The organism is Phosphitispora fastidiosa, assembly GCF_019008365.1.
Lineage (GTDB): Bacteria > Bacillota > Thermincolia > Thermincolales > UBA2595 > Phosphitispora > Phosphitispora fastidiosa.
In genome coordinates, this window is the sequence record NZ_JAHHUL010000003.1 from 288825 (window position 1) to 301432 (window position 12608).

At 41.2% G+C, this 12608-nt stretch carries 9 protein-coding genes and 1 CRISPR repeat array; of the genes, 7 read left to right on the forward strand and 2 right to left on the reverse strand.

What is annotated here, in order from left to right; translation table 11 throughout:
• Positions 1–50: 50 nt before the first annotated feature.
• The 3 genes from Ga0451573_RS05320 (at position 51) to Ga0451573_RS05330 (ending at position 3094) form a co-directional block, all read left to right on the forward strand.
• Positions 51–728 (forward strand): ABC transporter ATP-binding protein, encoded by a 678-nt coding sequence (locus tag Ga0451573_RS05320; RefSeq protein ID WP_231682849.1) that lies wholly within the window; start codon positions 51–53, stop codon positions 726–728.
• Positions 728–1897, forward strand: a complete 1170-nt coding sequence (locus Ga0451573_RS05325; RefSeq protein ID WP_231682850.1) for an ABC transporter permease — start codon at positions 728–730, stop codon at positions 1895–1897. The genes Ga0451573_RS05320 and Ga0451573_RS05325 overlap by 1 nt, the downstream gene beginning before the upstream one ends.
• A gap of 189 nt (positions 1898–2086) precedes the next feature.
• Complete coding sequence (locus tag Ga0451573_RS05330) at positions 2087–3094, forward strand: helix-turn-helix transcriptional regulator (protein ID WP_231682851.1); 1008 nt, start codon at positions 2087–2089, stop codon at positions 3092–3094.
• Positions 3095–3143: 49 nt separating this feature from the next.
• Here the strand turns inward: Ga0451573_RS05330 and Ga0451573_RS05335 are convergent, their stop codons facing one another.
• Positions 3144–3512, reverse strand: coding sequence for a hypothetical protein (locus Ga0451573_RS05335; RefSeq protein ID WP_231682852.1), 369 nt, complete (start codon positions 3510–3512; stop codon positions 3144–3146).
• A 102-nt stretch (positions 3513–3614) separates the two neighbouring features.
• Here Ga0451573_RS05335 and Ga0451573_RS05340 point away from each other — a divergent pair, with 102 nt between their 5' ends.
• Positions 3615–3881, forward strand: a complete 267-nt coding sequence (locus Ga0451573_RS05340) for a hypothetical protein (RefSeq protein WP_231682853.1) — start codon at positions 3615–3617, stop codon at positions 3879–3881.
• A 71-nt stretch (positions 3882–3952) separates the two neighbouring features.
• Here Ga0451573_RS05340 and Ga0451573_RS20000 read toward each other — a convergent pair whose 3' ends face one another.
• Entirely contained in the window at positions 3953–4390 is a 438-nt protein-coding gene (locus Ga0451573_RS20000) for an AbrB/MazE/SpoVT family DNA-binding domain-containing protein (protein ID WP_331459381.1), read from the reverse strand.
• A 180-nt stretch (positions 4391–4570) separates the two neighbouring features.
• Here Ga0451573_RS20000 and cas9 point away from each other — a divergent pair, with 180 nt between their 5' ends.
• The 3 genes from cas9 to cas2 are packed head-to-tail and all read left to right on the forward strand — an operon-like array spanning position 4571 to position 9187.
• Positions 4571–8014: a type II CRISPR RNA-guided endonuclease Cas9 gene (cas9, locus tag Ga0451573_RS05350; RefSeq protein ID WP_231682854.1), complete on the forward strand. Its 3444-nt coding sequence runs from the start codon at positions 4571–4573 to the stop codon at positions 8012–8014.
• Positions 7951–8871 carry a type II CRISPR-associated endonuclease Cas1 gene (cas1, locus tag Ga0451573_RS05355; RefSeq protein ID WP_231682855.1) on the forward strand — a complete coding sequence of 307 codons (921 nt, stop codon included), beginning with the start codon at positions 7951–7953 and terminating at the stop codon, positions 8869–8871. Before cas9 ends, cas1 begins: the two co-directional genes overlap by 64 nt.
• A complete protein-coding gene (cas2, locus tag Ga0451573_RS05360; RefSeq protein WP_231682856.1) occupies positions 8864–9187 on the forward strand; it encodes a CRISPR-associated endonuclease Cas2 in 324 nt (107 codons plus the stop codon). Before cas1 ends, cas2 begins: the two co-directional genes overlap by 8 nt.
• A gap of 26 nt (positions 9188–9213) precedes the next feature.
• Positions 9214–12608: a CRISPR direct-repeat array (repeat unit 36 nt; unit sequence GTTTTGGTTCTCTGATGGATATTGATAAACTTACAC).

Sequence of the window (12608 nt, forward strand, 5' to 3'; positions counted from 1 at the left end):
CGGCGCTGATAAAGTGAGCCACAAGATTGTGTGTGAAAGGATGAGAGATAATGATTAAACTTGTGGATATAAGTAAGTTTTACCACACCGGCTCGGTAACCCTGGCTGCCCTTGACAAAGTTAACCTGGAGATAAAAAATGGTGAAATAATAGCAATAATCGGGCCTTCCGGTTCCGGGAAATCGACCTTGATGAATATGATCGGCTGCCTGGATGTGCCGTCTCAGGGCCAGTATCTGCTTGATGAAAAGGAAGTCAGTAAATTAAAGGAAGATGATTTATCTGAAATCCGGAATAAAAAAATCGGTTTTATCTTCCAGAGTTTTAACCTGCTGCCGAAGCTGACAGCGCTGGAAAATGTGGAACTGCCTCTGATTTACCGGGGCATGAGTACTGCAGAACGCAGGCAGAGTTCGGTGGAGGCATTAGATTTGGTTGGCCTGTCTGACCGGATGCACCATAAACCAACAGAACTTTCGGGCGGGCAGCAGCAGAGGGTTGCCATCGCCCGGGCTCTGGCCGGGAATCCGCCGGTTATCCTTGCCGATGAACCGACAGGGAACCTGGATTCCCGCTCCGGAGTTGAGGTTATGGAAATAATCGGGGATTTGAATAAAAAAGGGAAAACAGTAATCATAATAACCCATGATATGGAAATCGCCCGGCAGGCCCGGAGAATAATCAGAATCCAGGATGGCCGTATTGTTAATGATGAGGAGGTTGCCTGATGGGAGTCTGGCAGATTATTAAACTGGCCATAGCGGGAATAAGGGCCAATAAAATGCGGTCATTTCTAACTATGCTGGGAGTTATTATCGGTGTTGCTGCGGTGATTGTCCTGGTTTCCATTGGTGAAGGGGCCACCAAGTCGGTAACTGCCAGGATAGAGGGGATGGGTTCCAATTTAATCAGTGTCACCATCCGGGGTAACGAATCCTCGGCAGCTCTTACTTATGAGGAGGTCCAAAAATGGAAGGAACGGGCCGGTATTCAGGGGCTCGCACCTACAATTAATGGCAATGTGTCAGTCAAGTATGGCAGTAATAAATTTGACACCAGCCTTGAAGGCGTTAACGAAGAATACCAGGAAGTGCGCAACCATAGAGTACAGGCAGGGCGGTTTATTCTGCCCATGGACGTAAGCTTGCGGCAGAAGGTGGTTTTACTTGGAACAGAGGTCGCGGCAGAATTGTTTGGCGGCATGAATCCGGTTGGGGAGACGATAAAAATAAACGGTACCAATTTTAAGGTTGTCGGACTATTGGAGGAGAAAGGGTCCGAATCCATGGGCTCCAATGATGACAAGGTGCTGATTCCGCTGACGACTGCAGAACGCCTGCTTAACAGTAAAGGCATTCGTTCAGTCTATGTTCAGGCCGAATCCCCGGAAATGGTTGACCCGGTGGTAACCCAGATTGACAATATTTTATTCCGGAAAACCAATGACGCTGAGTCTTATCGGGTCTTTAACCAGGCCGAAATGCTGTCAACTGTTACTGAGGTAACCGGGACCCTGACGGCAATGCTCGGCGGTATTGCGGCAATCTCACTGTTGGTTGGCGGTATCGGGATTATGAATATTATGTTGGTATCTGTTACCGAACGGACCAGGGAAATCGGGATTCGCAAGGCTATTGGCGCTAAAAGGAAGGACATCCTGCGCCAGTTTCTTATTGAGGCCTTGGTGGTCAGCAGCTCGGGGGGGATTATCGGGATTATCCTGGGAATCGGCGGGGCAGCTATGTTAGGTTCCGTAATGTCCATGGAGACAAGTGTTTCCTTTAAGATTATGGCCTTGGCTTTCGGTTTTTCCCTTTTTATTGGGGTGGTTTTTGGCATGTATCCTGCCAACAAGGCAGCCAAACTGAATCCTATAGAGGCCCTGAGGTTTGAGTAGGGTTATAGCAGGGGAGCAAGGGGAATTTAGAAATGGGAAGTCGGTTTTTATTAAAGTTCGCATTGATTCAAGTGCGGGCTTTTTTTGTTAAGTTAAGAATGATTTCTCATTCGTGGAAGGAATTGGGAGGGATGTCGAAGAATGTATATATTCACAATATACACCTAATGCCTTAATGGGGGTGAAAACATGTCGTTAATAAATCCGGAGTATCGCACCGGCGTTGGAAGAAATGCTTTCGCTAGAATTCAGTATATCCATGCGGCCATAAAAGCCCGCAAGTATCCCAATGTAAATCGGCTGGCAGAACAATTTGAGGTGAGTACCAGGGCTGTGGAACGTGATCTGGAAATGATGCGTGATTTAATGGGGGCCCCTATAGTCTACTCATATAGTCAAAAGGGGTATTACTATGCCGATGAAAACTTTAGCATACCCAAAATCAGGATGACAGAAGGGGAATTAGCTGCAGTGTTTCTTGGGGAAAGACTGTTAACTAAATATCAAGGGCATCCCTATGAAAAAGAGATAAAGTCAGCTTATACAAAAATTCAGGCTCTGTTTCCGGAAAGTGCGGTACTTGATTATGATGAGATTGAGCGGACAGTTACTTTCGCTGTGGAGGATGCCCGGGGAGATGGACAGATACTACTGGGGCATTATCAAATCATTCAGGGGGCCATCGGATCTAACAGGACTGTGTTTGCAGACTATTACAGTCTTAGTTCAGACAGCCGTAGTGAGCGCCATATTGACCCTTATCATCTGCGGTTCCAGGATGGGGCCTGGTACTGCATCGGTTTTTGTCACATGAGGAAAGAAATCCGGATGTTTGCACTTGATAGATTTTATGAGTTGAAATTAACAGAGCGGAGTTTTAAAAGAGACAAGAATTTCAATATCGAGGAATATCTTGCTTACAGCCTTAACCTTGAGCGGGGCAGCGAACCCAGGGAAGTAACCATAGCTTTTGACAGGTATGCAGCCCGGTGGGTCAGGGAACGACGCTGGCATGAAAGCCAGAGGCTAGATGAACAGCCGGATGGTTCCGTAATCTTAGGCTTGACTGTAAGCGGTCTAAATGAAGTTAAGCGGTGGGTTATGAGTTTTGGCAGTCATGCTGAAGTATTGGCTCCTGCTGAATTAAGACAGGAAATCATGGAAGAGATTGCGGCGATGTTGGGAAATTATAGTTGAAATTATGGACCGAAAATACGTACGCGACGGTATTTGGCGGAGTGGGGGTTTATAATTGAGGTAAAATGATATTGGCGGAGCATTCCAGTTTTGCGATACGGTCTTTGAGAACTGCGATTTCATATTTAATTAAAGTGCATTGTTTTGAATTAAATTCTGTGTCTGAACTTATTAATAAAGGAGCAGCCTGATTCTCCAAACCGTCAATCTTTAGCGCTATTTCTGTGATAAGCCTTTTGATGACTTCAATGGCTTCATTATAGCTACGAATACCTGTCTTGAATTCTGATATGCATTGATTTAACCGGTTATGTTCATTATCAAATCCATCAATAAGATTAGAAAATTTTACGTATTGCGGTTTCAGAGATTCCCGCATTAAGTCTCCAAGTTTTCTAATGTCATTTGAATCTGACATGCTTCATACCTCCTAAGAACATTTTCAAATATTATTTTACCTGTAATTAACAGAAAAGGGAAGGTTAACTTTCTAACCCACTACTAATCAGGGGTGAGGATAATGTTATCAAGCCTGTCTGTGTTAAAAGAATTATCAAGGATAGGTATAATTGAGAAAGAAGGTAAATTGATTATTGTCATCCTTGCCAGACCTGCTCACTACAAGTTTGGGCAATTAGTAAAAATGGGATGTATTTTTGACGGAGGCTATGTTTTTATGCCCCCTGATGGAGCCATGGCAGGGACTTATGAAGAAGTTGTTCTGCCATCATGGGTGTTTAGGATACGAAGAGAATATAGGAGAATAAAGCGGAATTGCATTAAATAATGAGGATTTTACCGGCAAACTGGTAATGAGAATTGGCAGGATATAAGATGGCAGAAACAAGCACATTAGTGTCAATCATTATTTTCATATTTTTCATTCCACAGTTCGGATCTGATTTCTTTTACCAGTTGGTTTATGTTTTCTTCAGAATGAAGTCCCTGTTTTTCTGCTTCTCCTGCCATAGCTTGCTGAAATTCCCTCAGTGCGACCAGAGCGGAATTAGCTATAATAATATTACCGTTTTCCTCCAGAAACAAAACTTTATCTCCTTCTTTAAGGTTCAGTTTTTTGCGGATTTCGATAGGTATAGTTATTTGTCCCTTTGAGGAGAGTCTTGCAAGTTCCACTAAAATACCTCCTTTACTTTCTTTACTTTTCCCGCAAGTAAGATTTTCTTTACATAGTATTATATCACTTTTCTGCGTATAAATGCATGTCCGGAAAATAAAAAACCGCCTTCGGCGGTAAATATTTAAAATAACGGCGGATTTGTTGTCGGATACCGCCATACCCCACGGTCACCTCAGAAGAGATACCTTATCTTAGAACTGCTGATGGATATTGATAAACTTACACTGATTTATCAATAAATGGTTCTCTGATGGATATTCATAAACCTACACATAAACAATCCTAAGCTCAAGAAAATATTAACATAAATAAAATATAATGTCAATGGGGGAAAGCATATGAAAAACAAGGTTCGATTTGGGTTGGATATAGGCATTGGCTCAATTGGCTGGTGTGTAATTAGCGGGGAAAAGGAAACGGCAAAAATTGAAGATTTTGGTGTAAGAATATTTGATTCCGGCGAAATTGACAAGTTGGGTAAAGACCGCAAGAGCCAACAGCGGCGCGGATATCGGGCTGCAAGGCGTCTGAACAGGCGTAGGGCATTCAGGAAAAAAAGAATTAAAGCACATCTCCAGAATATCGGCTTTACGACAATTGATAAGATTGAGGCGTTCTTTCAGCAAAATAGCCGGGATATATATGAAATCAAAGCTATGGCTGCCAAAGAGCAGGTGACACCGGAGGAAACAGCGGCCTGTCTGATTCATGCCTGCAATTTCAGAGGATATCGGGATTTTTATGAGGAAGCGGAAAAAGAGGTTGCCGGTAGCTATGACCAAATAAGCGAGGAAGAGGGAGAAGAAAAGAATAAGGAAGAAACGGTAAACCAGCATGCTCTTTCAGCCTTCGACCAGTTATTCAGAAGCAGCGGGTGTGAAACGGTATCAGAATTTATCGTAAAGGAATTTAAAAATGAAAACAATAACTTTCCATCCATTCGGAACCGTGAAACCCACGAATCAAGATATTTGATCAGGCGGGAATATGTCCGGGACGAAATAAGCCAAATCCTGTACACCCAGTCCAAGTATCATTCCTGCCTTAACAAAGCCCAAATTGATATGGCACTTCAAATAATTTTTGCTCAAAGGGATTTTGAGGACGGCCCGGGAAATTCTAATGAAAAATATCGAAGGTACACCGGATTTTTGGACAGCAGGTGCATCGGCAAGTGCATGTTTTATCATGACCTGAACAGAGGGTTCCGAAGCACAGTTATAGCAGATTTGTATGCTGTCACCAACACCCTGTCACAATACCGCTATAAGGATACGCAAACCGGCAATTTTATCCTGACCAAAGACGCGGCTGGGGAGTTGGCTCAGTTTTTACTGGACAACGGGAACCTAACCATGACCGATGTGAAGAAAATACTAAAAAAACATGACATTCAACTGCTTAAAAGCGAAAACTCTGATGACAAGGCCCTCTCAAAAGCGGTGAAATACCTGAAAACGGCCAAAAAATGCATAGAAGATGCTGGCTCGGAGTGGGAGAACTACATTTCTGAACCCCAATTGGATTATCAGCAATTTTCAAAGCTCCATAAGCTGGGAGAGGTCATTTCAAAATATCATACTCCCTCTCGCCGACGTAAAGAGTTAGCAGAACTGGACTTCGTCACAGAAAGGCTAATCAAAGCTATCGCAGGGAAAAAAATCAGCGGCACCAGCAATGTTAGCTACCGGTATATGTGTGAAGCTGTTCAGGCGTTTCTGAATGGTGAGATTTACGGTAACTTCCAGGCAGAAAAATTAAAAGCCCAGCAGAATGAAAAAGAGGTGAAGGACAGTCGAAAGAAGCTCTTAGCGCTGCTTGAAGATGATGAAGTGAAGAAGAACCCGGTGGTGTTCCGGTCCATTAATGAAACCCGCAAAATAATTAACGAATTAGTCAGGATTTATGGTTCCCCTGAGTGTATTAATATTGAGGTGGCCAGCGACCTGAATCGCACTTTTACGGATAGGCTGGAAATCAAAAATAAGCAGCTGAAAAATGAAAAAAGAACAGCCAGAATCCGGACCCATATTGCAGAGCTTATGGATATCCCTGAAGATGAGGTTCGACCAGTACAAATAGACAAATACCGGCTTTATGAGGAGCAGGGCGGCAAATGCTTGTATTCTGGGGAGGCCTTCGGGGACCTGAAGGAAGTTTTGGAGGACCGGCAGCAAAGGTTTGAAGTCGATCACATCATTCCTTATTCATTGATTCTGGATAATACCTTAAATAACAAGGCGCTGGTTTGGGCTAACGAGAACCAGATCAAAAGGCAGCGCACCCCTTTAATGTACTTGAGCCAGGATAAAAAGGATGCCTTCATTGCAACTATTAACGTTATGTACACCCGGAAGGAAAATCAAATATCCAAAAGAAAATACCAGTATCTCAGGCTGGAGAGCCTGTATGGAAAAGAAGCTGAGGAAATTTTGCGGGATTGGAAGAGCAGAAACATCAACGACACCAGATACATCACCAAATATATTATCGCTTACATTAAAGACAACTTGATTTTTTCCGGCCGAAAAACAACCCCTGTTTATGGAATTAAAGGAAGTCTGACCTCACGGTTCAGGAGAATTTGGCTGAATGAAAAAACCTGGGGCGGAGAGGAGAAAAACCGGGATGAAACCCACCTGCACCATGCAGTCGATGCAGTAATAATTGCCAATCTGACACCTGAATATGTGGAGATTGCCTCAGACAATATTAAGCTGCAGCAAATCAAACGCAGGTACAGATCCGTATCCCATCCTGAATACCAGGAATATCTGGTGGCCTGTATTAGGAAAATGAAAAACTATTACGGGTTTAATGAGGAATATGCCCGGCTACTCCTGACCAAGACTCAGCGGGTGCCCTCATATATTCCCAATCTAAGGGATGAGGTGGACATCCGATTCAATGACCAGGATGAGGAATTATGGCAGATTCAGGTTAAAAACTTCTATGCCCAAAAGGGAAGTTTTGTCCGTCTGCCGCGAATCCCACTGGTATCCTACAAGGAGGAGCGAAAATTCCGGGGACCTATTGCCGACTCTAACCCAATTAAGTTGTGTGAGATTGATGGACAGAACAAAAAAATAAAGCGGGTTAAGATCCATGATATTACCATCAAGCACCTGGATAAGCTGCGTACTGGGGATAAGTCCCTGGAGACTGCCCTACACAGGATTTTGGCTGGTAAAGATGAGAAATATACGGTAGGTAAGTTTCTTAAAGACAGTGGCCTGCCATTTTTTGAGACGGACCGGGGACAAAGGGTTAACAAGGTATCTTTGGTGGAAGGAACCACCTCCAATTTCTATCGCAAGGACATAAATGCCCAAAATTATTCGAACATGGGGGGCTTAAATTACTATTGTGTGGAGATTTATCAAAACACTAATGGCGAGACCTGCACCTGGGGCATCAAGTATGTTGACGCTGTCAAAAGGGATAAGAAATTACTTATAAAGCCCTCAAGCCTTCCGGCGGATTACGGCCAGCATGTCATGTATATGTTTCCCAATGAATTTATTGAAATCATCAATAAAAAGGGAGAAACCAAGTTTCAAGGCTATTATAAAGCTGTTTTCAATATTAACAGCAATGCATTTTATTATGCAAGAGGCAATCAGCCAAAGCAACCCAGAAAATGCTTTACTATAGCCAGCAGTGATAAGGTCAAAAAATACCATGTTGATATTCTTGGACGGAGGGGAGGGGAGGTCAAATGTTCCGCACCCTTATCGTTACTCAAGGAGAACGAATCCGAACAGAGCAAAACTGGCTGGTAGTTGAAACGGAAGACGGAATGAACAAGATACCTATTGAGGATATCTATTCCATAGTTCTTGATAACAACCGGAGCACCATCAGTTCTTCTGCTGTTACGGCTATTACTCTGGCAGGTGCCCATATACTGGTCTGTAATGAAAAGCACATGCCCCAGTCAGTGATTTATCCCCTGAATACTCATTACCGTCCCTTAAATGTGGTAAAAAAACAACTGGAGATGAGCGATGAATTTAAAGATGAAATCTGGCAGTTGATTATTCAGGGGAAAATCAGGAATCAGGCAAGGGTAATGGAACTTTGCAGGATACCACGGGAAAAGTCAGGTAGAATGTATCGCTTTGCTGAAGAAGTTATTCCAGGGGACCGGGGCAACAGGGAAGGCATTGCCGCCAAGTGGTTCTTCCGGGCAATTTATGGTAGTGCATTTATCCGGCATACCGATGATGCTATTAATGCCGCCCTGAATTACGGATATGCTGTTATCCGGTCTGCTGTAGGCAAAACACTGACAGCTTACGGTTATAATTGTGTGCTAGGTTTGCATCATATAAATGAAAAAAATCCTTTTAATTTAGCCGATGATATGATGGAGCCACTTCGTCCTATGGTAGATTTTTGGGTTGATCACAATTTTGAGGAACTGGCAGGGAGCCTAAGTCAGGATAACCGTAAGGAACTGGTAAATCTAATTAATCAGCCGATTTGGCAGGAAAATAAGCGGATGAGTCTTAGAAATGCCATTGACAGGTACATCAGCAGCCTTACCACGGCAATTGAGTGCCAGAATCCCAAATTCATTAAAATACCGATGATTATAGGCATTAATGCCCAAATGGGGGATAAAGGGGATGAATAATAGGTATATGCGTATTATGGTCATGTTCGATCTTCCGGTAACCAGCAACAGGGCAAAAAAAGAATATACGAGATTTAGGAAATTCCTGATTAATGACGGGTATGATATGCTGCAATACTCCATTTATTGCCGCATTACCAGGAACCATGATGATGCATCAAAACATGTGAAGCGTCTCAAAAGAAACCTGCCTTCTAAAGGCTCGGTCAGAGCAATGACCGTGACGGAAAAACAATATGCCTCTATGCTTGTACTTGTGGGCGAAATTACTGCTACCGAGGATTTATTAAAACCGCGGGAAATACTTGAATTATAGCCTGCTTATGGTAGAATAAATTTAAGGTTTTGGTTCTCTGATGGATATTGATAAACTTACACTTCCGTGTCCTCGTTGTAATCGCTGAAGGTGTTTTGGTTCTCTGATGGATATTGATAAACTTACACAAAAACATTGGATGTCTTTGATTGCGAATGGTTTTGGTTCTCTGATGGATATTGATAAACTTACACCACACTCACGAAACGCATAGCAGCCGGTGTGTTTTGGTTCTCTGATGGATATTGATAAACTTACACCCCAATACTCATCAGAGCAACTATTAAAACGTTTTGGTTCTCTGATGGATATTGATAAACTTACACTTACAGATGAATCTGTTGACCGAGGACTCGGTTTTGGTTCTCTGATGGATATTGATAAACTTACACTGAATCAAATAACCAGAATATCCATTACCGCGTTTTGGTTCTCTGATGGATATTGATAAACTTACACTTCACAGACATTTTTATATGCCTCACATAGGTTTTGGTTCTCTGATGGATATTGATAAACTTACACCACACTCACGAAACGCATAGCAGCCGGTGTGTTTTGGTTCTCTGATGGATATTGATAAACTTACACTATAATAATCTTTTCGACAGTGATGAATGGGTTTTGGTTCTCTGATGGATATTGATAAACTTACACTGGAGGGTCCATGGATACACCGATCATAATGTTTTGGTTCTCTGATGGATATTGATAAACTTACACGGGACTTCAGTTCTCTATTAATTCAACATGGTTTTGGTTCTCTGATGGATATTGATAAACTTACACAAGACAAGAAAATTTATTGAACAACAACAAGTTTTGGTTCTCTGATGGATATTGATAAACTTACACTTTATTAAATGAGAAAATCTTTTGAGTGGAGTTTTGGTTCTCTGATGGATATTGATAAACTTACACGCATCTCCGGTAAATAATCCCCAACAATGCGTTTTGGTTCTCTGATGGATATTGATAAACTTACACTATAGAAGGTATTTTACCTACAGACATTAGGTTTTGGTTCTCTGATGGATATTGATAAACTTACACCTACTGTTTTATCATAATTTTCTTTCATTGGTTTTGGTTCTCTGATGGATATTGATAAACTTACACCATGGACTTCGACATATTTAATGAGAAAAAGTTTTGGTTCTCTGATGGATATTGATAAACTTACACTAAAATAAAAGGAGGCCTAAACAATGGAAGTTTTGGTTCTCTGATGGATATTGATAAACTTACACTGCGGCAGAAAAGTCTATTATCAATCATGAGTTTTGGTTCTCTGATGGATATTGATAAACTTACACGATATGGATGCTCGATACGACAGAGATGAAGTTTTGGTTCTCTGATGGATATTGATAAACTTACACACATTCCAAGGAATTGTAATTCCCGGAGCAGTTTTGGTTCTCTGATGGATATTGATAAACTTACACTAAAACAATGAATACTATATATATTCAGTAGTTTTGGTTCTCTGATGGATATTGATAAACTTACACAGGTAACGATATCAGGATTGGCAGGATTGCGTTTTGGTTCTCTGATGGATATTGATAAACTTACACTGCGGCAGAAAAGTCTATTATCAATCATGAGTTTTGGTTCTCTGATGGATAATGATAAACTTACACTTTCTTGTGCTGATTCAACAGACATATCAGGTTTTGGTTCTCTGATGGATATTGATAAACTTACACGGGATACCAGACAGTAATAAGTGTCTTAAAGTTTTGGTTCTCTGATGGATATTGATAAACTTACACTTGGCCAAAAACGGGGAGAACAATCGCAAGGTTTTGGTTCTCTGATGGATATTGATAAACTTACACCTCGATGAGGCGATAAAGCATGTAACAATGTTTTGGTTCTCTGATGGATATTGATAAACTTACACATGATGAACGTGGATATCATATTGGATTGTGTTTTGGTTCTCTGATGGATATTGATAAACTTACACATGCAATTGCAAGTATTAACCCTGCTACAGTTTTGGTTCTCTGATGGATATTGATAAACTTACACCCCGTTTTCTTGTGCCGCTGTCGAGGTTTGTTTTGGTTCTCTGATGGATATTGATAAACTTACACGCGGTGGTTAAGGGTATGCTAGCACCGTTCGTTTTGGTTCTCTGATGGATATTGATAAACTTACACTCTTGTCCCTCCCGGTCCATGCGAGATTTGGTTTTGGTTCTCTGATGGATATTGATAAACTTACACAAACAACTGCAGACTGACGTCGATGTGATGGTTTTGGTTCTCTGATGGATATTGATAAACTTACACCGGAGACATTAACGGTGTTGACCTGTCTCAGTTTTGGTTCTCTGATGGATATTGATAAACTTACACACCAACATGCGAACACCCTTGATAACCACAGTTTTGGTTCTCTGATGGATATTGATAAACTTACACCCCCTTTTATAAGTTATGAATAAGTTATTTGTTTTGGTTCTCTGATGGATATTGATAAACTTACACAAAACAGTTAAGAGTGTCGCTAAAGTAATGTTTTGGTTCTCTGATGGATATTGATAAACTTACACGAAGTTTAAAAAGTAGTAGTAAAGTAGATAGTTTTGGTTCTCTGATGGATATTGATAAACTTACACGCAGCAATATTTGTGTCTGCAGTGCTTTGGTTTTGGTTCTCTGATGGATATTGATAAACTTACACCTAATGTTGTGGCATAACCTACTCTTATCAGTTTTGGTTCTCTGATGGATATTGATAAACTTACACTTGTGCTTTGCCCTCCCGGACTAACTTTTGTTTTGGTTCTCTGATGGATATTGATAAACTTACACACTAAAGTTAATGACATGCAACTTACTGATGTTTTGGTTCTCTGATGGATATTGATAAACTTACACAAAGTTGTAGATAATAGTTGGTTAAGCATGGTTTTGGTTCTCTGATGGATATTGATAAACTTACACCTTCGTCAAAAATTGCTATTTGGAAATTACGTTTTGGTTCTCTGATGGATATTGATAAACTTACACGATGATTATGGTTTTGAATGTAAAAAAGTTGTTTTGGTTCTCTGATGGATATTGATAAACTTACACAACAGCCTTCCTGTTATCAATGAAGGGATGTTTTGGTTCTCTGATGGATATTGATAAACTTACACAATATTCTTCTCCTGGTACATTCCTCACATGTTTTGGTTCTCTGATGGATATTGATAAACTTACACTTGCTATGGAAGGAACTCATTATCAATTACGTTTTGGTTCTCTGATGGATATTGATAAACTTACACCTGATGCTGTGGCAAACGTCTTAACCTTTGGTTTTGGTTCTCTGATGGATATTGATAAACTTACACAATATTCTTCTCCTGGTACATTCCTCACATGTTTTGGTTCTCTGATGGATATTGATAAACTTACAC